Origin of the sequence: uncultured Sphaerotilus sp., assembly GCF_963924895.1 — a bacterium.
Taxonomy (GTDB): Bacteria; Pseudomonadota; Gammaproteobacteria; order Burkholderiales; family Burkholderiaceae_C; genus Sphaerotilus.
Genome location: NZ_CAWURG010000038.1, coordinates 1 through 20,567 on the forward strand (window position 1 = coordinate 1; position 20,567 = coordinate 20,567).

A 20,567-nucleotide genomic window follows, 5' to 3' on the forward strand; every position below is an offset into this window, starting at 1 on the left:
GCCAGTTCTCATCCCTGGCCTCGATTTTGCGGAGCTTTTCTAGGTCTTCTGGGGAAAGCGAGAAGTCACGGCTCTTGAGCATGGTCTCATATCATTGATTTGATTCCAAAATTCTACAGGCAATCGTATAAATTTTAAACAACAATCAAACTTGATTGAGACTGCTTAGCAGAGTGGCAAGACGCATCGACTTCATCTAGTGAGAACTAGCGCCTGAATTCACAGGCTACTGTAGGCAGTCCTGTGGAATGAACTATTAGACCGATCGATCAAGAGCGCACTCGTTTTTCAGAAGGGGACTGAACACATAATTGACCTTCGCCCGACCTTCAGATCTGGCTCGATGTAAATTATCGATTGCTACGCAAGTTTCGAAACTGAGAAGCGCGATCAGCTTTTGCGAGGACGAGCCCAGCGTCATGGTGTACATGCGCGTCTTGCCGGCTTCCAGCCCCATGAAAATTGGGTATATGGCTGCCCAAATATCCAGGGCTGGGGGGATAGATGCGTGAATATTGGCAGCTAGTTGCCTCAGTTCTTGCGAGTCCAGTTCTGCGATGTTTTGGCATTCAAAGTTTTCATGCAGCACGGCACGAAGAGATTTTCCAGGAAGCACCATGCAGTTAACAGCCTGCGCCATTTGTGTGCTGTAAAACTCGATGTCTTCTCTCGCCTGTTGCAGGTACGCCTGATCGGACTCGTGTACGTTCATCTGAGCTTGTAGCGTGACCTGCTTCGCCAGCACAGCTAACGTAAGTAGGGCTACGAGAGGCGAGTAGATTCCACCGATCGCAGATCCGAATTCGGCCCACTGGGTATGGTTTGACGATAGCTTTGCTCCGAACACGTACATATAGACAACAAGCGGAACTGCGATTGTTCCCAAGATCAGTATTCTTGCAATGAGTATTTTTTTATTCATGAGTGATAGGCCTAACGCCTTGCATGTGTAACAACCATGCTGCTGCGTATCAGCTTGCGAGCGACAGAACGTAAGTCCGCACCAAGATTGATATATGTTCTGTGACCTGCATGGTTTAACTCCCGTAACGTCGAGCGCAAAGCCTGCGCCGCTGGCGTAACGAGTTACGCCGTCAAAACCACAGGAGCATAGGTTTCGACCTGCTTTTTGCCTGTGAATTTTTTCACAGACAAGTTCGGGCTGGTAGCCAGAGTGGCTGTGTTCAGCCCCGAAACCGATGCGGCGCCACCCCCCGCTGCCCCGGCCGCAACCGAAAAACCCCACCCGCCGCCGGCTCCCCGCGCAGTTCCTCCGCCGTCACCCCCGCCCGCGCCGAGGTCACGAACAGCTCGTCCATCCCCGCCCCGCCAAACACCGGGCAGGTGATCTGGCTCGCCGGCAAGGCCAGCCGGTCCGTCTCGCGCCCGTCCGCGTCGTAGCGCACGACGCAGTGCCCGCGCCAGTGCGCACTCCACAGACCGCCCTCGGCATCGACCGTCGCGCCATCCGGAAACCCCTCGTGTGCCCCGAGTTGCACGAACGGCCGCGGCGCGCCCAGCCGTCCGTCGGCGTGGTAGTCGACGCACCAGATCTGCCGCGTCGGCGAGTCGGTGAAGTACATCCGCGTGCCGTCCGGGCTGAAGGCGAGGCTGTTGGCAACGCCGATCTTGGGCAGCGGCAGGCGCTCCACGTGCAGCGCCCCGTCCGTGGAGGTGATGCGGTAGAAGTGGCCGATCGGCGCCTCGTCCGGCGTCTGGTTGTAGGTGCCGACCACGAAACGCCCCTGCGGATCGCAGCGGCCGTCGTTGAGCCGGGTGGTGGGGTTCTCCGGCTCGACCGGCACGATCGGCGTCAGCAGCGCGCCGCGCTCCAGATCGAACAGCGCCACGCCCGATGCCAGCGCGAGCAGCAAGCGCCCCGGCTCCTCGCAGAACGCGAAGCTGCCCAGCCGCTCCGGCATCGGCCAGACCCGCACCGCGCCATCCGCCGCACACCAGCGGCTGAGGATCGAGGACTGGATGTCGGTCCAATACAGCGCCTGCTCGACCGGGCACCACAGCGGGCCTTCGCCAAGGCGGGCCTGTGCATCGACCAGCAATTCCGCCTGGGTTGGGTCCGGCGCCATCAGACGATCCCCGCGTCGACCTGGAAGTCATGCGCCGTGCACAGCGCGCTGTCGTCCGCCGCCAGGAACAGCGCCATGCGGGCGATGTCCGCCGGCATCAGCGGCTGGTCGATGCACTGCAGGCGTGAGATGTCGGCGCGCGCCGCGTCGTCCACCCACAGGCGCAGCTGCTTTTCCGTCATCACCCAGCCGGGCACGAGCGTGTTGACGCGGATGTTGAAGCGCCCCAGGTCGCGCGCCAGCCCGCGGGTGAGGCCCTGCACCGCCGCCTTCGACGCGGTGTAGGCCGGCATCCCGCCCTGCTTGAGCATCCAGCTGATCGAGCCGAAGTTGACGATCGAGCCGCCGCCCGCCGCCCGCATCCCCGGCGCCACCGCCTGCGCGGCAAAGAACTGGTGCTTCAGGTTGACCGCCACACCCTGGTCCCAGGAGGCAGAGGTGGTCGACTCGATGCTGTGGCGCACGTCGTTGGCCGCGTTGTTCAGCAGCGCCAGGATCGGCCCGCACGCGGCGGCGACCGTGGCGATGGCCGCCTGCAGCGCGTCGATGTCGGTCAGGTCGGCGTGGACGAAGAAGGGCGCGTGGCGGGACGCGGGCGCCAGTTCGGCAGCCAGCGCTTCGCCGGAGGCGGCATCCAGATCGATGAAGCCGACCCGCGCGCCCTGCGCGGCGAATTCGCGCACGAGCGTGGCGCCGATGCCGGTGGCGCCGCCGGTGATGAGCACCGAACGGTCGGTGAGGCTGGGATAAGTGGCGTAGCGGGTCATGGGAAGAGGTGGCGTTGAAGACATGTAGTCATACTAAATTTGCTCTTGAACCCTGCATTGAGGGTTTTTACCGGGGGCATTGGAAATAAAGTCATACTTTAATTCGATCACTGTCACTTCCGAGTCTCGATGGCCATGACGTCGTCTCCCCGCAAGCTCCGCTCCGCCGAATGGTTCGGCACCGTGGACAAGAACGGCTTCATGTACCGCAGCTGGATGAAGAACCAGGGCATCCCGGACCACGAGTTCCAAGGCAAGCCCATCATCGGCATCTGCAACACCTGGTCCGAGCTGACGCCCTGCAACGCCCACTTCCGCGAGTTGGCCGAGCGTGTGCGGCGCGGGGTGTTCGAGGCGGGTGGCTACCCGGTCGAGTTCCCGGTGTTCAGTAACGGTGAGTCCAACCTGCGTCCTACGGCGATGTTCACGCGCAATCTGGCGAGCATGGACGTCGAGGAGGCCATCCGCGGCAACCCGATCGACGCGGTGGTGCTGATGGTCGGCTGCGACAAGACGACACCGGCGCTGCTGATGGGCGCGGCGAGCTGCGACGTGCCGGCGATCGCCGTGTCGGGCGGGCCGATGCTCAACGGCAAGCACCAGGGCCGCAACATCGGCTCGGGCACCGCCGTGTGGCAGCTCTCCGAGCAGGTCAAGGCGGGCACGATCTCGATCCACGAATTCATGTCGGCCGAGGCGGGCATGTCGCGCTCGGCGGGCACCTGCAACACGATGGGCACGGCCTCCACCATGGCGTGCATGGCCGAGGCGCTGGGCGTCACGCTGCCGCACAACGCGGCGATTCCGGCGGTGGATGCGCGGCGCTCGGTGCTGGCGCACCTGTCCGGGATGCGCATCGTCGAGATGGCGCTGCAGGGCCTCACGCTGTCGAAACTGCTGACCCGCGAGGCCTTCGAGAACGCGATCCGCGTCAATGCGGCGATTGGCGGCTCCACCAACGCGGTGATCCACCTGAAGGCGATCGCCGGGCGCATCGGCGTCGAGCTGGCGCTGGAGGACTGGACCCGCGTCGGCCGCGGCACGCCGACCATCGTCGATCTGCAACCCTCCGGGCGTTTCCTGATGGAAGAGTTCCACGACGCGGGTGGCCTGCCGGCCGTGCTGCGCCGGCTGGGCGAGGCGGGCCTGCTGCCGCACCCGGACGCGCTCACCGCCAACGGCCGCACGCTGTGGCAGAACGTGCAGGACGCGCCGCTCTGGAACGACGAGGTGATCCGCCCGCTGGACAAGCCGCTGGTGGCGGATGGCGGCATCTGCATCCTGCGCGGCAACCTGGCGCCGCGGGGTGCGGTGCTCAAGCCGTCGGCGGCAACGCCCGCGCTGCTGCAGCACCGGGGCAGGGCGGTGGTGTTCGAGAACCTCGAAGACTACAAGGCGCGCATCGGCGATCCGGCGCTGGAGGTCGATGCCGACTCGGTGCTGGTGCTGAAGAACTGCGGTCCCCAGGGCTACCCCGGCATGGCCGAGGTCGGCAACATGGGCCTGCCGCCCAAGCTGCTGGCGCAGGGCGTGACGGACATGGTCCGGCTGTCGGATGCGCGCATGAGCGGCACGGCCTACGGCACCGTGGTGCTGCACGTCGCGCCGGAAGCGCGCGCCGGCGGGCCGCTGGCGGTGGTGCAGAGCGGCGACTGGATCGAGCTGGACTGTGCCGGTGGCCGGCTGCACCTGGAGGTGTCGGACGAGGAACTGCAGGCGCGTCTGGCCGTCTGGGCCGAGACGCGCCAGGCCATCCCGGCCGATGGCAGCGGCTACCGCAAGCTCTACGTCGAGCATGTGCTGCAGGCCGACGAAGGCTGCGATTTCGATTTCCTGGTCGGATGCCGCGGGGCCGAGGTGCCGCGCCACTCGCATTGAGGCTGCACTGATGACGTTTTCTGCCCGCAATCCCCGCCATGTCGGCGTCTTCCCGGTCGTGCCGACGACGTTCACCGCGTCCGGCGAGCTGGACCTGCCGAGCCAGTTGCGCTGCGTCGATTTCATGATCGACGCCGGCTCGAACGGCCTGTGCATCCTGGCGAACTTCTCCGAGCAGTTCGTGCTCTCGGATGCCGAGCGCGAGACGCTGACCAGCGCGATCCTGGCGCACGTCGCCGGCCGCGTGCCGGTGATCGTGACGACGACGCACTTCAGCTCCCGCCTCTGCGCCGAGCGCAGCCGCCGCGCGCAGGACCAGGGCGCCGCGATGGTGATGGTCATGCCGCCCTACCACGGCGCGACGCTGCGGGTGTCGGAGGCGCAGATCCACGCCTTCTACCGCACGGTCTCGCACGCGATCGACATCCCCATCATGGTCCAGGACGCGCCGATCAGCGGCACGCCGATGTCCGCCGAGTTCCTGGCCCGCATGGCGCAGGAGATCGCGCAGGTGTCGTATTTCAAGATCGAGACGGCCGGGGCGGCGTCCAAGCTGCGCGAGCTGATCCGCCTGGGCGGCGACGCCGTGGAAGGCCCCTGGGACGGCGAGGAGGCGATCACCCTGCTGCCGGATCTGGACGCCGGGGCCACCGGCGCGATGACGGGCGGCGCCTATCCGGACGGCATCCGCCTGATCGTCGACGCCTACCGCGCAGGTCGCCGCGAAGAGGCGGTGGCGCTCTACACCCAGTGGCTGCCGCTCATCAATTTCGAGAACCGCCAGTGCGGCCTGCTGGCCTGCAAGGCGCTGATGCAGGAGGGCGGCGTGATCGCCAGCGACGCGCCGCGCCACCCGCTGCCAGCGATGCACCCCGCCACCCGCGCCGGCCTGATCGAGACGGCGCGCCGGCTCGATCCGCTGGTGCTGCGCTGGGGTCGCTGAATTCCAACCCGCTGAGCCCGGCTGGCTCGATTGCCCACAGGAGACAACGATGAACCGCAAACTGATGCTCAAGACGACGCTCGCCACCGGCCTGGTCGCCGCCTTTGCACTGACCGGCACCGCCTACGCCCAGGACAAGGGCCTGGTGGGTGTGTCGATGCCGACCAAGTCCTCGGCGCGCTGGATCTCGGACGGCGACAGCATGGTCAAGGTGCTGAAGGACAAGGGCTACAAGGCCGACCTGCAGTACGCCGACGACGACATCCCGAACCAGCTCGCCCAGATCGAGAACATGGTCACCAAGGGCGTGAAGGTGCTGGTGATCGCGGCGATCGACGGCACCACGCTGTCCAACGCGCTGCAGAAGGCGGCCGACAAGGGCGTCAAGGTCATCGCCTACGACCGCCTGATCAAGGGCAGCAAGAACGTCGACTACTACGCCACCTTCGACAACTTCCAGGTCGGCGTGCTGCAGGCCGGCTCGCTGGTCAAGGCGCTGAACCTGGCCGGCGGCAAGGGCCCGTTCAACATCGAGCTGTTCGGCGGCTCGCCGGACGACAACAACGCCTTCTTCTTCTATGACGGCGCGATGTCGGTGCTCAAGCCCTACATCGACAGCGGCAAGCTGGTCGTGCGCTCCAAGCAGATGGGCATGGACAAGGTCGGCACGCTGCGCTGGGACGGTGCCGTCGCCCAGGCGCGCATGGACAACCTGCTCAGCGCCTACTACGGCAACGCCCGCGTGGACGCCGTGCTGTCGCCGTACGACGGCCTGAGCATCGGCATCCTGTCCTCGCTGAAGGGCGTCGGCTACGGCACGCCGAAGCAGCCGTACCCCTTCGTCTCGGGCCAGGACGCGGAAGTCGCCTCGGTCAAGTCTATGCTGCGCGGCGAGCAGTATTCGACCGTGTTCAAGGACACCCGTGAGCTGGCCAAGGTCACCGGCGGCATGATCGACGCGATGCTCAGCGGCAAGACCGTCGAGATCAACGACACCAAGACCTACAACAACGGGGTCAAGGTGGTGCCGTCCTACCTGCTCAAGCCGGTCAGCGTGGACGCGACGAACTGGAAGCCGATCCTGATCGACAGCGGCTACTACAAGGAAAGCCAGATCAAGTAACGCACCCAGTGACGCACCGACCGGGGACCGCACCGTGACCACAATTCTGGAGATGCGCGGCATCACCAAGCAGTTCCCGGGCGTCAAGGCGCTCGACAACGTCAACCTGCGCGTGCAGGCGGGCGAGATCCACGCCGTGGTGGGCGAGAACGGCGCCGGCAAGTCCACGCTGATGAAGGTGCTCAGCGGCGTCTATCCGCACGGCAGCTACAGCGGCGAGATCGTCTTCGACGGCCAGCCGCGCGCCTTCTCGGGCATCGCCGACAGCGAGCACCTCGGCATCATCATCATCCACCAGGAGCTGGCGCTGGTGCCGCTGCTGTCGATCGCCGAGAACATCTTCCTCGGCAACGAGCCCTCGCGGTATGGCGTGATCGACTGGCAGGCCTGCCACACCCGCACCCGCGCGCTGCTCGACAAGGTCGGTCTGGCCGAGTCGCCGACGACGCTGATCGACGAGCTTGGCGTGGGCAAGCAGCAGCTGGTCGAGATCGCCAAGGCGCTCAGCAAGGAGGTGAAGCTGCTCATCCTCGACGAGCCCACCGCCAGCCTGAACGAGACCGACAGCGACGCGCTGCTGAACCTGCTGCTCGACCTGCAGCGCCAGGGCATTGCCTGCATCCTCATCTCGCACAAGCTCAACGAGATCGCCAAGGTGGCGGACGCCGTGACGGTGCTGCGCGATGGGGCGACAGTGCACAGCCTGGAGTGCCGCGACGCGCCGGTCAGCGAGGACGTGATCATCCGCCACATGGTCGGCCGCGAGATGGCCGACCGCTACCCGCGCCGCACGCCCGACATCGGCGAGACCGTGTTCGAGGTGCGCGACTGGACCGTGCACCACCCGCTGCACGCCGACCGCCAGGTGGTGAAGGGCGTGAGCCTCACCGCCCGCCGCGGCGAGATCGTCGGCATCGCCGGCCTGATGGGCGCCGGCCGCACGGAGCTGGCGATGAGCGTGTTCGGGCGCTCCTACGGGCAGCGCATCCGCGGGCAGGTGCTGGTCCAGGGCCAGCCGGCCGACGTCAGCACGATCCAGAAGGCGATCGACCACGGCATCGCCTACGTCACCGAGGACCGCAAGGGCTACGGTCTGGTGCTGGAGCACGGCATCGACCACAACATCACGCTGGCGCACCTGCCCGGCGTGTCGCGCCACGGCGTGATCGACGCGGGCCGCGAGTTCACCGTCGCCAACGAGTACCGCCGCGCGCTGGGCATCCGCTGCTCGGACGTGTACCAGACGGTGGGCAACCTCTCCGGCGGCAACCAGCAGAAGGTGGTGCTGAGCAAGTGGCTGTTCTCGCAGCCGCAGGTGCTCATCCTGGACGAGCCGACCCGCGGCATCGACGTGGGCGCCAAGTTCGAGATCTACAGCCTGATGGCGGGGCTGGCGGCCGAAGGGCGCTGCATCGTGATGATCTCGTCGGAGATGCCCGAGCTGCTTGGCATGTGCGACCGGATCTACGTGATGAACGAAGGGCGCTTTGTCGCCGAATTCACCGCCGCCGAGGCGAGTCAGGAAAAGATCATGCGGTCCATCGTTTCGTCGGGTGCCTCGGTTGCCTCGGGAGTGCGCTGAATGGAAGCCTTGAAGCACAACCTCCGCGAGTACGGGATGCTGATGTCCCTGATCGCGATCATGGCCTTCTTCCAGGTCATGACCGACGGCACGCTGATGCAGCCGCTCAACCTCACCAACCTGATCCTGCAGAACAGCTACATCGTCATCATGGCGCTGGGCATGTTGCTGGTGATCGTGGCCGGGCACATCGACCTGTCGGTCGGCTCGGTGGTGGGCTTCATCGGGGCGCTGGCCGCCGTGCTGATGGTGCAATACGACTGGCATTTCGTGCCGGCCACGCTGGTGTGCCTCGTCTGCGGCGGCGTGATCGGCGCGGCGCAGGGCTGGTTCGTCGCCTTCATGAAGATCCCGTCCTTCATCGTCACGCTGGCCGGGATGCTGGTGTTCAAGGGCCTGAGCCTGGCGCTGCTGCAGGGGCAGTCGGTCGGGCCGTTCCCGGACACCTTCCAGCTCCTCAGTTCGGGCTTCATTCCCGACGTGTTCGAGGGCGAGCACCTGCGCATCACCTCGCTGCTGATCGGGCTGGCGCTGGCGGTGGGGCTGACCTGGCTGAAGGTGCGCGAACGCGCGCAGCAGGCCGCGCACGGCATGGTGAGCGAGCCCCTGCTCTTCTTCGCGGGCAAGAACCTGGTCTTCGTCGGGCTGATCGTGCTGTTCGCCTACCTGCTGTCGACCTACAAGGGCCTGCCGAACGTGCTGATCATCATGGCGCTGCTGATGGCGCTGTTCGACTTCGTGACGCAGCGCACCGTCATCGGCCGGCGCCTCTACGCGCTCGGCGGCAACGAGAAGGCGGCGCGGCTGTCGGGCATCAAGACGGACCGGCTGTCGTTCTGGACCTTCGTGAACATGGGCGTGCTGGCGGCGCTGGCGGGGCTGGTGTTCGCGGCGCGGCTCAACACGGCCACGCCCAAGGCGGGCCTCGGCTTCGAGCTGGACGTGATCGCCGCGTGTTTCATCGGCGGCGCGTCGGCCTCGGGCGGGGTGGGCAAGGTGCTGGGAGCGGTGATCGGCGCCTTTATCATGGGCGTGATGAACAACGGCATGTCCATCCTCGGCATCGGCATCGACTACCAGCAGGTCATCAAGGGCCTGGTGCTGCTCGCTGCGGTCTTCGTGGACGTCTACAACAAGAAGAAGGGATGAAGTGAAACCGCCGTTTGCCGATCCGCACTACCGCGAGCCGCCCGACCGCAAGAGCATGCACGGGCGCATCGTGCGCGACCTCGGGATGCGCATCGTCTCCGGCGACCTGAAGCCAGGGGATCGGCTGCCGGGCGAGGCCACGCTGTGCGCCGATTACGAGGTGAGCCGGCCGGTGCTGCGCGAGGCCACACGGGTGCTGGTCGCCAAGGGGCTGGTGATGTCGCGCCAGCGGGCCGGCGCCACGGTGCGCGCCCAGAGCGACTGGCACCTGCTCGACCCGGACGTGCTGTACTGGCTGATCCAGGCCAAGCCGCAGGGCGAGTTTGTCCAGACGCTGCTGACCGTGCGGCGCATCTTCGAGCCGGCTGCGGCTGCGCTGGCCGCGCAGGTCGCCAGCGACGCCGAACTCGACGGCATCGCCAGCGCCTTCGCCGCGATGGAAGCCGCGCCCACGCCCGAGGCGCTGCTGGAGCCGGACCTGGCCTTCCACCGCCGCATCGCCGAAGCCACCGGCAACGCGTTGCTGGCCTACATCGGCAACATGCTCTCGCTGGCGCTGCGCGAGTCGATCAAGCTCAGCAGCCGCCACCCCGATACCCACGCGCTCTCGCTGCCGCGCCACAAGGCCATCCTCACCGCGCTGCAGCACCGCGATCCGCTCGGTGCCCGGCAGGCCACGCTGGTGCAGCTTGACGAGACGCTGGGTGATCTGTCGGAGGTGCTGGAGGTGCCGACGGTGCCGTGTATACAAGAAGGTCTGGCCGGCACCGATCTTCAGCAGGCATGAGGCGCTGAACCCCAGGCACTGGTAGTTTCACTGGTGCCATGTCGGCGTCGTGTGTATACATTGATGGACATCAAACCCTGTCCAGGGAGTCTCGATGTCCGCTGCCACCTTTCCCCTCAACGCCTGGTACGCCGCCGCCTGGGACCACGAGGTCAAGCGCGTGCTGCTGCCCCGCACCATTGCCAACCGCCAGATGGTGCTGTACCGCACCACCACGGGTGAGCCCGTCGCGCTCGAAAACGCCTGCTGGCACCGGCTGCTGCCGCTCTCGCTCGGCCGGCTGGTCGGCGACGAGGTGGAGTGCGGCTACCACGGCCTGAAGTACGACGGCCAGGGCCGCTGCACCCACATGCCCTCGCAGGAAACGATCAACCCGTCCGCCTGCGTGCCGGCATATCCGGTGGTCGAGCGCCACCGCTTCGTCTGGGTCTGGCCGGGGGATCCGGCGCTGGCCGATCCCGCGCTGGTGCCCGATCTGCACTGGAACCACGACCCCGCCTGGGCCGGTGACGGCAAGCTGATCGAGGTGGCCTGCGATTACCGGCTGGTGATCGACAACCTGATGGACCTGACGCACGAGACCTTCGTGCACGGCAGCTCCATCGGCAACGCGGAAGTGGCCGAGGCGCCGTTCGTGGCGACCCACGGCGACCGCACGGCCACGATCACGCGCTGGATGTCCGGCATCGAGGCGCCGCCGTTCTGGGCCTCGCAGATCCGGCAGGCGCATGGCTACACCGGGCCGGTGGACCGCTGGCAGATCATCCGTTTCGAGGCGCCGTGCACCGTGGCGATCGACGTCGGTGTGGCCAAGGCGGGCACGGGCGCGGTTCCGCACGAGGGCCACGCCAGCGACCGCAGCCAGGGCGTCAACGGCTACGTGCTCAACACGATCACGCCGTCGACCGACAAGACCTGCCTCTACTTCTGGGCCTTCTGCCGCAACTACCTGCTGAGCGAGCAGAAGATCACCACCGAGCTGCGCGAGGGCGTGACCCGCGTGTTCGGCGAGGACGAAGTGATCCTCGAAGCCCAGCAGCGCGCCATCGACGCCCACCCCGGTTACCGCTTCAGCAATCTCAACATCGACGCCGGCTCGCTCTGGGCGCGCCGCCTGATCGACCGCCAGATTGCCGCCGAGCAGCGTCCGGGCGCGCCGGTCATTCCGATCCGCGCAGCTTGAGCTGCACTGGCTCGCCATGTCCCTGGAAGTCACCGAACTCGACGTCGCACCGACGCAGACCGTGCAGGCGCAGCAGCGGCTGCGCGAGCTGATCGTCTCGGGCGCGCTGCCGCCTGGCGAGCGCATCCTGGAGGTGCCGCTGGCCGAGCGGCTCGGCGTGTCGCGCACGCCGGTGCGGGCGGCCCTGCTGCGGCTGGAGCAGGAAGGGTTGCTCGAAGCGGCCGGCGCGGGCGGCGGCTACCGGGTGCGGCAGTTCAGCGAACAGGATCTGCGCGACGCGATCGAGCTGCGCGGCACGCTCGAAGGGCTGGCCGCGCGCATGGCGGCCGAGCGCGGCGTGGACGAGGCGCTGCTGGCCCTGGCCCGCCGCCACCTCGACGCGATCGACGCCGCGCTCGATGCCCCGACCCTGGCTGAGCCCGGTTTCGCCGCCTATGTGCGGCACAACGGCGGCTTCCATGCGCTGCTCGGGCGGATGTCCGGCAGCGAGTTGCTGCAGCGGGAGCTGGCGCGGGCGAGCCTGCTGCCGTTTGCCTCGCCGAGCGGTTTCCTTGGCGTGCAGGTTGGTGCGCCGGCGGGTCAGGCGGTGCTGCGCATCGCGCAGGACCAGCACCGCCAGGTGCTCGACGCCATCGAACAGCGCGAGGGCAGCCGCGCCGAGGCCCTGATGCGCGAGCACGCCCGCATCGCGCGGCGCCGCCTGGAAACCGCCCTGCGCCAGCCCGGCGGCCTGCGACCGCTGCAGGCCGCCGTGGCACCGTTCAACGCCCATGGAGGACACCCCCATGAAAGCCAGTGACCAGACCTACACCGTCACCGTGGACCGGATCACCGACCTGAGTCCCACCGTGCGCGAATTCACCCTGCGCCCTGATGGTGGCGCCGTGGCCCACGCGCCCGGCAGCCACCTCGGCGTCGAGGTACCCGTCGGCGAGCGCCGCACGGTGTCGCGCCACTACTCGCTGGTCGGCCTGCCCGGGGGCGGCGTGTGGCGCATCGCGGTGAAGCACCTGCCGGGCGGGCGTGGCGGCTCGCGGGCGATGTGGCGGCTGGAGGAGGGCGCGCGGCTGCAGGTGCGCGCGCCGGCCAGCCACTTCGAACTCGACCACCGCGCGACCGAGGTGCTGCTGCTGGCGGCCGGCATTGGCGTGACGCCGCTGGTCGGCATGGCGCAGGCGCTGGCGGCGCGGGCCGCGGCCCGCGGCGACGTGCGGGTGCGGATGCTGCAGGTGGCGCGCAGCGCGGAGGAACTCGTGTTGTCCGACCGGCTGTCCGAGATGCTCGGCGACCGGCTGCGCACCGTCGTCACCGGCGCGGGCCAGACGCTGGACCTCGAGGCCGAGATCGCCGCGCTGGGGCGACAGGCGCAGCTCTACGTCTGCGGCCCCGCCGCGCTGATGGCGCGGGTGCGCAGCGCCTGGGCAGCGTCCGGGCGACCGGCGGTGCAGCTGCGCTTCGAGACTTTCGGCACCAGCGGCGACCACGCGGCGCAGGCCTTCACGGTCAAGCTGCCCCGCCACGGACTGACGATCGACGTGCCGGCGGATTCCACGCTGCTCGACGCGCTGGAGCGGGCTGGCGTCGAGGTGCTGGCGGACTGCCGGCGCGGCGAATGCGGGCTGTGCGCGGTGGACGTGCTGGCCGTCGAGGGCGGCACGATCGACCACCGCGACGTCTTCCTGTCCGCCGTCCAGCGCGCGGCAGGGCGGCAGCTGTGCGCCTGCGTGTCGCGCGTGTCGGGAAGCCCCGCTTGCGTCGTGCTGGACAGCAGCTATCGTCCCGAGGCTTCCAGCTGAGCTTCATGCTCCACCGATTTACAAGTCGATTCACCCAGGAGACAAGAACATGCACCCCACCCGCCTTGCCACCGCTGTCGCCGCGGCCCTGTGTCTGACCGGCGCCGCCCAGGCCCAGGAAGTCACCCTCAAGTTCCACCACATCTGGAACACCCAGGCGATGGCCTCGGTGAACGTCATCGCGCCCTGGTGCGACAAGATCGCCGCCGAGTCGGCCGGCAAGATGAAGTGCCAGGTGCTGCCGGCGATGTCCGGTGGCGGCACGCCGCCGCAGCTGGTGGACCGCGTGAAGGATGGCGTGGACGACGTCGTCATCACGCTGCCCGGCTACACCGCCGGCCGCTTCCCGGCGATGGAGGTGTTCGAGCTGCCCTTCATGACCAACTCGGCCGAGGTGGGCGCCCGTGCGGCGTGGGACTACCTGCAGAAGAACGCGCTCAAGGAGTTCCCGGGCACCAAGATCCTGGCCACCTGGGTCCACGACGAGGGCTATGTCCACACCCGCGAGAAGCCGGTGAAGACGCTGGCCGATTTCAAGGGCCTGAAGATGCGCGCCCCGACCCGCCAGACCAACAAGCTGCTGGCCGCGCTCGGCGCCTCGCCGGTGGGGATGCCGCTGCCGGCGCTGCCCGACGCGGTGAGCAAGGGCACGATCGACGGCTTCCTGCTGCCCTGGGAGGTGATGCCCTCGCTGAAGCTGCACGAGATGGTCAAGTACCACACCGAGACCGACCCCTCGCGCCCGGCGCTCTACAGCGCGGTCTTCGTCTTCGCGATGAACCAGGCCAAGTACGACGGCCTCAGCCCCGAGCTGAAGAAGGTCATCGACAACAACAGCGGTGCGGCCTATTCGCAGGCCATCGGCAAGATCTGGGACAACAGCCAGGCGATCGGCCGCAAGGCGGCGGTGGACCACGGCAATGTCTTCTACCGGCTGCCGCTGTCCGAGATGGACAACTGGGTCAAGGCCTCGGCGGGCCTGTATGACGACTGGACCGCCGACATGGACAAGCGTGGCCTGAACGGCAAGCAGCTGCTGCAGGACGCCCGCGAGCTGCTGGTGAAGTACAAGAAATGAGCGCGGCGCTGTCCCGGCTGGCCGGGTGGTTCGCGGTGCTCGGCGGACTGTGTGGTGCCGGGGTGGCGCTGATGGTGGTGGTGAGCATCGCCGGGCGGGCGCTGTGGTCGAAGCCGATCCCGGGCGATGTCGAGTTGACGCAGTTCGGCATCGCGCTGTGCCTCTCGCTGTGCCTGCCCTGGGCACAGGTGCGGCGCGCCAACATCATCGTGGACTTCTTCACCCAGAAGGCCGGGCCGTCTCTGCTGCGCGGACTGGACGGCCTGGGCGCGCTGTTGCTCGCCGCGATGGCCGGGCTGCTGGCCTGGCGCACAGCCGCCGGCGCACAGGCCATGCTGGAAGCGCATGAGGCGACGATGATCCTGGACCTGCCGATGTGGTGGGTCTATGCGCTGCTGGCGCCGGGGCTGGCGCTGACGGCGCTGGTCGCCGTGGTGCAGGCGGTCACGGGTACCGACTCGGCGGCCGAGGAGCACGCCGCATGACGCCCACCACGATCGGCCTGCTGATGTTCGCGGGCATGTTGCTGATGATGGCGCTGCGCGTGCCGATCGCCGCGGCCATGTTCATTCCCGGTGCGCTTGGCTACTGGGCGCTCACCAACGACATGGCGCTGCTCAACCAGCTCAAGGGCTCGCCGGTCGCACGCCTGACCGTCTACGACCTGTCGGTGATTCCGCTGTTCCTGCTGATGGGGCAGTTCGCCACGCAGGGTGGTCTGAGCCGCGATCTGTTCAAGGCGGCGGCGGCCTTCGTCGGGCACATCCGCGGCGGGCTGGCAATGGCGGCCGTCCTGGCGGCGGCGGCGTTCGGTGCGGTCTGCGGCTCGTCGGTGGCCACGTCTGCCACGATCACGCAGGTTGCCTACCCGGAGATGAAGGCCAACGGCTACCACGGTCGGCTCTCCACCGCGACGCTGGCCTGCGGCGGCACGCTGGGCATCCTGATCCCGCCTTCCGTGCCGCTGGTGGTCTACGCCATCCTGACCGAGCAGAACGTCGCCAAGCTCTTCGCCGCGGCCTTCGTGCCCGGCCTGATCGCGATGGCCGGCTACCTGTTCGTCATCGCCATCGTCTGCCGCCTGCGGCCAGAGCTGGCAACGCCGAGCGCGCCGCTGGCCTGGTCGGCACGCTGGACCGCGCTGCTGAACATCTGGCCGATCGTGCTGATCTTCCTGGTGGTGTTCGGCGGCATCTACGGCGGCGTGTTCTCGCCGACCGAGGGCGCGGCCGTGGGCACGGTGGGCACCTTCCTGGCAGGCGTGGGCCGGCGCGAGCTGGACCGGGCGGCCATCCTGCGCAGCTTCCTGGGCACGGCCGAAACCTCGGCGATGGTGTTCATGATCTTCCTCGGCGCCGACATGATGAACGCGGCGCTGGCCCTCACGCAGATGCCCGCGGCGCTGGCGCAGTGGGTCAGCCACCTGCAGGTCTCGCCGTTGCTGATCGTGGGCGGCGTGCTGCTGATGTACGTGGTGCTGGGTTGCGTGATGGACGAGCTGTCGATGCTGCTGCTGACCATCCCTGTGCTCTTCCCGGCCATCATGGGCCTGCCGCTGATGGGCTTGGAGGCCGAGCCGAAGGCGATCTGGTTCGGCATCCTGGTGCTGATGACGGTGGGCATCGGGCTGGTGGCGCCTCCGGTGGGCCTGAACGTCTACGTCGTCAACGGCATTGCCCGCGACGTGTCGATGAACGAGACCTACAAGGGCGTGTTTCCCTTCCTCGCCAGCGACGTGCTGCGGCTGCTGGCGCTGCTGGTGTTCCCGTCGATCAGCCTGGGGCTGGTGACGCTGCTGTTCAAGTAGTCCGTCAAGCCGTCACTTCACCAGTGGCCGGATCTGCGTGAAGCCGCCGTCCACCGCGATCACCTGCCCGGTGAGCCGGGCGGATTGCGGCCCGAGCAGCCAGGCCATCACGTCGGCGACTTCGGTGGCGGTCTGCACGCCGCCGAGCGGGTACTGGCGGCCAGCGCCCTCGCGCATCGCGTCGAGCTTGAGCATGCCGGCGGTCATCGGGGTGTCGGTCATGCCGGGGGCGACGGCGTTGATGCGCAGACCCGCGGCGGCGTAGGTGGCCGCGGCGCTGCGCACCAGCGCTTCGACGCCGCCCTTGGCTGCCGCGATCGCTTCATGGTTGGCCACACCGATGCGCGAGACGACCGAGCTGGCGAACACCGCCGCCCCCGGCTCGCCCGACGCCCGCAGCGCCTCGACCCACGCGCCGAGCATGAAGAAGGCGCTGTCCAGATTCACGCGCAGCACCTCGCGGTACTGCTCGGGCTTCGTGCGGTGCAGCGGCGCGATCAGCGTGCTGCCCACGCAGTGCGCCAGCCGCGTTGGCGCGCGGCCGAAGGCTTCCCGGCAGGCGGCGATGGCGAGGGCGGCGCCTTCGGGCGTGGTCGTGTCGGCGGCGATGTGCAGGTCGGCCTCGACGGCTTGCAGCGCATCGCCACCCCGGCCGACCGCCGCCACGGTGTTGCCGGCCGCGCGCAACTGGCGGCACAGCTCACGGCCGATGCCACCGCGGGCGCCGGTCACCAGGGCGATCGGGGACGTGGGTGTGGTCAAGGGGGTCATGCGGTTCTCCGGAATGGGATGGGGTCAAGGCGGCCAGCAGGGCTGGGGAGGGCGCACGCGACACGCGCGTCCACCACTGCGAAAACGAGGTGCAGGGCCGCTCCACCTCGGGAAAGAGCGTCTCGGCCGGCCGGCTGGTGGCCAAGGTGTCGAGCGTGCGCTGCAGGTGCAGGTTGCCGGTGGTCTGCACGGAGCGGGCGCCCTGCAGCACTTGCCGCCAGTCCCGCGCTGTGGCCTGCCAGCGGTGGGGCGTCAGTTCGGCCATGCGCTGGCCGACGAACTGCCAGCGGGCCGCGCTCCACGGCCGCAGGTTGTGCACCTCGTTCACCACCAGGCCGAGCACGACCGTGTCGGTTGGCAAATCGGCCGGCAACGCGCCCAGCGCCCACGGGTGCACCAGCCAGACGTCCCGGCCCTGCACCTGGGCGGCATCGGGCGAGGTGAACTCCAGCGCCGCGGGTGGCGAGGGCAGCAGCGCCGGCTCGTCGACGCCCAGCGGCAGGGGCTGGGTCGGCACCGGCCTGCGCAGGCGCGCGATGCGGTCGAGCAGTTCGTAGGGCACATCGACCACGGTCCCCGGGCTGTGCCAGGCCGGTGGTGCGTGGCTGGCGACGTTGTCGGCGTTGAACAGGTAGGGCTTGTGGCTGCTGGTGCCGGCGACCCACTGCCAGCTCAGGTGGTTGCTGGCCACATCGCCGTCGAGCAGGTGGCCGATCAGCCACTCGGCGCCGCTGCGCCAGTGGATCTTGCGCAGATGCACCAGGTAGCTGGCCAGCCAGAGCCGGGCGTGGTTGTGCAGGCTGCCGGTGGCGTAGAGCGTGCGCACGGCCTGGTCGATCACCGGCACCCCGGTCCGGGCCTCGCGGACGTCGCTCGGCACGCCGCGCGCATAGGCGGCGTCGGGCAGCGGACCTTCGTGCAGCGACGTCAGGATGGCGTCACCGCGGTGCGCCCAGACATGCTGGAAATACGCGCGCCAGCCCAGCTCGAAGACCAGCTTGTGCTGGGCGTCGATGGGCCGGTCCGGTGGTTGGCCGGCGGCGATGCCGGCGAGCACCTGCGGCAAGCTGAGGACACCGTGGGTGATCCAGGGCGACAGACCCGTGACAGCGCCATCCAGGTGGTTGCGCGTGTGGGCGTAGGCGAGTGCGTCGACCGCGGCCAGGCGGGCCTGCGCGGCGGCCAGTGTGGGGGAGGGCGTCATCGTGGGATCCCCGCCGCTCACAGCCGGGCGAAGCGCGCCGCGCCGTGGGCCGCCGTGCGCCGTGTGGCCGGTGCCGAGCGCATGGCCTGCGCCATGTCGAGCCCGGAGAGGAACGCGGCTTCCACCTGCGGTCCGACCAGAAAGTCGCCGCAGACGCCCAGGCCCTTGGCCGCGTCCCACCAGCAGCCCGGCGTGCCCAGCGGTGTGCGGGCGGGGCGGGCGTAGAGCCAGCGGTGCACCGTGCTGTGGCACCAGCGCAGGGATCCACCCGGGTTGACCACGGCGCGCAGGGCGTCGCGCAAGGCTTCCGAGACGGCGGCTGCCGGAGCGTCGACATGGCTGGCGGACCACGCCGCACTGGCCTGCGCCACCCACACCGCGTGGCCGGGGATGGGAGTGCGACCGGGCTTGCGGTCATTGCGCACGATGCGGTCGAGCGGCCCGTGGCTGGGCTGCAGCAGATCGAATGCAGGCCCCGGCGGCTCGTCGGTCACGGCCATCAGCGTCCAGCAGACCTGCATCGGGACCTGCGCGGCGGCCTCGCTCCAGCGCGTGGCGTGCGGGCGCAGCAGCGGCGCCGCCTGGGCCGGCGGCAGGGCCAGCACGATGTGGTCGAAGCGCTGGGGCCAGAGGCCGCCGTCCCGCTCGATCTGCCAGCCGCCGCGTACCCGGTGCAGGGCGGTGACGGGCGCGCCGCAGTGCACCTCCAGCGCTCCGATCAGGGCATGGCACAGCGCCGGCATGCCCGGCACGGCGACGAAGCGGTCGCTGCCGAGGCCGTCCGGCGCTGCGTCTTGCAGTCCCATCCGTGGCGCCCAGCGCGCGATCCAGCCTTCGGCGAGCCCCTGTTGCACCACGGTCTGGAACGCCAGGCTGTGCGCGCTGAAGTGCGTGGCGCCGTGGTCGAACTGCACCGGCTGCTCCGCTCCCTGCGCGTCGGTCCAGACCGTCCGGCGCGTCGACAGGCGGCCACCGACGCCGCGCGACTTGTCGAACAGCGTCACCTGCGCCCCGCTGGCGGCCAGCGTGCGCGCACAGGCCGCACCGGCCATGCCTGCGCCGACGATGGCGATCTGCGGAGCGGAACGGAGGCTGGCGGGAGGAGTGGTGGTGTGCATGGTGTCGCCATCATGTCCTCTTTTTGTGCCGGGTCAAATCCATGTCAGCAAGATGCGAAGCGGTAATCAGCGTCAAGATGGCGTCAAACCAGTGAGGCAGTCGCATGAAACCCCATTCCACAGTCCATTCCCCAGCCACGCCACCCACCACATCCGCACCCGAGCCGGACCCCGCCGAAGACCGCAGCCCGCGCTTCCGCAGTGCCGCCGTCGCCCGCATGACGGGCATCGCCGTGGCGACGCTGCGGGTGTGGGAGCGGCGTTACCGCGTCGTCGCGCCGCCGCAGTCGGTCACCGGGCATCGGTTGTATTCGTCGGCGAACGTGCGCCGGCTTGGGCTGATCCGGGCCCTGATCGACCGCGGCCACGCCATCGGCACCCTGGCGCCACTGGATGACGCCGCGTTGCAGCGCCTGCTGATGACGGCGGCTCCTGCAGAGCGTTCCATCCTGTCGCCCGAGGAGACCAGCCCGGCCGAAGGGCTGCACGGACAGACCCGTGCGGCGCCGCCCGCCGTGCCGGCGCTGGGCATCTGGGCGCTCGGCCGCACGCTGCCGGCCGCGGTGGTCGAGCAGGCGAGTCGCCTGGCCGGCTCGCCGCGGCTGCAGACCTGGTCCGAACTGGCCCAGGCCGAAGCCGCGGTGACCGGGCCGGACGAGTCGCTGGACGTGCTGGCGGTCGAACTCGACACGCTCAATGCCGACCACGCCGACCGGCTGCTCGCGCTGCGCAGCCGCGTGTCGGCGCGGCAGACGCTGGTGGTGTACGGCTTCGGTTCGGACGCGGTGGTGCAGCGCCTGCGCCGCCAGGGCATCACCGTCTGGCGCGGGCCGATGGGGCGGGCGGAGATGGGCCTGCTGCTGCGCACGGTGCTGGGGGTGGCGACCTCGTACACGGCGGCGACCTCGGCCTCGCCCGAGGCGCCGCGGCTGTCGCCCGAGGCGCTGGCGCTGGCGGCGCGTTCGACCAGCCGGGTGCTGTGCGAGTGCCCGCGCCACCTGGCCGAACTGATCCAGCTGCTGGGCGATTTCGAGGACTACAGCGACCAGTGCGCCGTCGATTCCCCGGCGGACCGGCAGCTGCACGATGACCTGGGTGCTGCGGCGCGCCATGCGCGGGGCGAGTTCGAGCAGGCGCTGCGCCGGCTGGCGGCCGAAGAAGGCTGGACGCTGGCGGCCGGGCAGGCCCGCCAATCTTGACGCTGGCTGAACCCCGGGTTCCTCCGAAAGGCAAGGCCGGATTCCTCGTCTATTCTTCAGCCGCGCCGCTCTCGCACCGGCGCAGCCAGGCACCA

The 20,567-nt window shown here is 68.7% G+C and carries 19 protein-coding genes; 13 read left to right on the top strand and 6 right to left on the bottom strand.

Annotated features, from left to right (window positions below):
* Window positions 1–256: 256 nt before the first annotated feature.
* The 3 genes from AABN02_RS13950 to AABN02_RS13960 all read right to left on the bottom strand — a co-directional run bounded on the left by AABN02_RS13950 (window position 257) and on the right by AABN02_RS13960 (window position 2,854).
* Window positions 257–922: a hypothetical protein gene (locus tag AABN02_RS13950; protein WP_338415538.1), complete on the bottom strand. Its 666-nt coding sequence runs from the start codon at window positions 920–922 to the stop codon at window positions 257–259.
* Window positions 923–1,184: 262 nt separating this feature from the next.
* Window positions 1,185–2,087: an SMP-30/gluconolactonase/LRE family protein gene (locus tag AABN02_RS13955; protein ID WP_338415539.1), complete on the bottom strand. Its 903-nt coding sequence runs from the start codon at window positions 2,085–2,087 to the stop codon at window positions 1,185–1,187.
* Window positions 2,087–2,854 (bottom strand): SDR family oxidoreductase, encoded by a 768-nt coding sequence (locus AABN02_RS13960; RefSeq protein WP_338415540.1) that lies wholly within the window; start codon window positions 2,852–2,854, stop codon window positions 2,087–2,089. Before AABN02_RS13960 ends, AABN02_RS13955 begins: the two co-directional genes overlap by 1 nt.
* 135 nt (window positions 2,855–2,989) lie before the next feature.
* Between AABN02_RS13960 and AABN02_RS13965 the strand changes: the two genes are divergently transcribed.
* The 12 genes from AABN02_RS13965 (at window position 2,990) to AABN02_RS14020 (ending at window position 16,180) form a co-directional block, all read left to right on the top strand.
* Window positions 2,990–4,732 (top strand): IlvD/Edd family dehydratase, encoded by a 1,743-nt coding sequence (locus AABN02_RS13965; RefSeq protein WP_338415541.1) that lies wholly within the window; start codon window positions 2,990–2,992, stop codon window positions 4,730–4,732.
* A gap of 10 nt (window positions 4,733–4,742) precedes the next feature.
* The gene (locus tag AABN02_RS13970) at window positions 4,743–5,675 is read left to right on the top strand and encodes a dihydrodipicolinate synthase family protein (protein ID WP_338415542.1); all 933 of its coding nucleotides are present in this window, start codon (window positions 4,743–4,745) and stop codon (window positions 5,673–5,675) included.
* Between the two features lie 49 nt (window positions 5,676–5,724).
* The gene (gene chvE, locus AABN02_RS13975; protein WP_338415543.1) at window positions 5,725–6,798 is read left to right on the top strand and encodes a multiple monosaccharide ABC transporter substrate-binding protein; all 1,074 of its coding nucleotides are present in this window, start codon (window positions 5,725–5,727) and stop codon (window positions 6,796–6,798) included.
* Window positions 6,799–6,850: 52 nt separating this feature from the next.
* The gene (mmsA, locus tag AABN02_RS13980) at window positions 6,851–8,380 is read left to right on the top strand and encodes a multiple monosaccharide ABC transporter ATP-binding protein (protein WP_338415614.1); all 1,530 of its coding nucleotides are present in this window, start codon (window positions 6,851–6,853) and stop codon (window positions 8,378–8,380) included.
* On the top strand, window positions 8,381–9,529 hold the full coding sequence (gene mmsB, locus AABN02_RS13985) for a multiple monosaccharide ABC transporter permease (RefSeq protein ID WP_338415544.1): 1,149 nt from the start codon (window positions 8,381–8,383) through the stop codon (window positions 9,527–9,529). It abuts the gene before it with no gap.
* A 55-nt stretch (window positions 9,530–9,584) separates the two neighbouring features.
* Window positions 9,585–10,316 (top strand): FadR/GntR family transcriptional regulator, encoded by a 732-nt coding sequence (locus AABN02_RS13990; protein WP_338415615.1) that lies wholly within the window; start codon window positions 9,585–9,587, stop codon window positions 10,314–10,316.
* 94 nt (window positions 10,317–10,410) lie between these two features.
* Entirely contained in the window at window positions 10,411–11,499 is a 1,089-nt protein-coding gene (locus AABN02_RS13995; RefSeq protein ID WP_338415545.1) for an aromatic ring-hydroxylating dioxygenase subunit alpha, read from the top strand.
* Window positions 11,500–11,515: 16 nt separating this feature from the next.
* On the top strand, window positions 11,516–12,298 hold the full coding sequence (locus AABN02_RS14000) for a GntR family transcriptional regulator (protein WP_338415546.1): 783 nt from the start codon (window positions 11,516–11,518) through the stop codon (window positions 12,296–12,298).
* Window positions 12,285–13,295 (top strand): PDR/VanB family oxidoreductase, encoded by a 1,011-nt coding sequence (locus AABN02_RS14005; RefSeq protein ID WP_338415547.1) that lies wholly within the window; start codon window positions 12,285–12,287, stop codon window positions 13,293–13,295. Before AABN02_RS14000 ends, AABN02_RS14005 begins: the two co-directional genes overlap by 14 nt.
* A gap of 49 nt (window positions 13,296–13,344) precedes the next feature.
* Window positions 13,345–14,373: a TRAP transporter substrate-binding protein gene (locus AABN02_RS14010; protein WP_338415548.1), complete on the top strand. Its 1,029-nt coding sequence runs from the start codon at window positions 13,345–13,347 to the stop codon at window positions 14,371–14,373.
* Window positions 14,370–14,858: a TRAP transporter small permease subunit gene (locus tag AABN02_RS14015; protein WP_338415549.1), complete on the top strand. Its 489-nt coding sequence runs from the start codon at window positions 14,370–14,372 to the stop codon at window positions 14,856–14,858. Before AABN02_RS14010 ends, AABN02_RS14015 begins: the two co-directional genes overlap by 4 nt.
* Entirely contained in the window at window positions 14,855–16,180 is a 1,326-nt protein-coding gene (locus AABN02_RS14020) for a TRAP transporter large permease (RefSeq protein ID WP_338415550.1), read from the top strand. Before AABN02_RS14015 ends, AABN02_RS14020 begins: the two co-directional genes overlap by 4 nt.
* Before the next feature lie 12 nt (window positions 16,181–16,192).
* On the opposite strand, the gene AABN02_RS14025 is transcribed toward AABN02_RS14020, so the two are convergent.
* From AABN02_RS14025 to AABN02_RS14035, 3 genes are read right to left on the bottom strand one after another with little or no spacing between them, the layout of a single operon-like run.
* Window positions 16,193–16,951, bottom strand: a complete 759-nt coding sequence (locus AABN02_RS14025) for an SDR family oxidoreductase (protein WP_338415551.1) — start codon at window positions 16,949–16,951, stop codon at window positions 16,193–16,195.
* A complete protein-coding gene (locus AABN02_RS14030; protein WP_338415552.1) occupies window positions 16,881–18,155 on the bottom strand; it encodes an FAD-binding domain-containing protein in 1,275 nt (424 codons plus the stop codon). Before AABN02_RS14030 ends, AABN02_RS14025 begins: the two co-directional genes overlap by 71 nt.
* A 17-nt stretch (window positions 18,156–18,172) precedes the next feature.
* Window positions 18,173–19,273, bottom strand: a complete 1,101-nt coding sequence (locus AABN02_RS14035; RefSeq protein WP_338415553.1) for an FAD-dependent oxidoreductase — start codon at window positions 19,271–19,273, stop codon at window positions 18,173–18,175.
* A gap of 104 nt (window positions 19,274–19,377) precedes the next feature.
* On the opposite strand from AABN02_RS14035, the gene AABN02_RS14040 reads away from it, so the two are divergent.
* Entirely contained in the window at window positions 19,378–20,472 is a 1,095-nt protein-coding gene (locus AABN02_RS14040; RefSeq protein WP_338415554.1) for a MerR family transcriptional regulator, read from the top strand.
* Window positions 20,473–20,567: the final 95 nt, after the last annotated feature.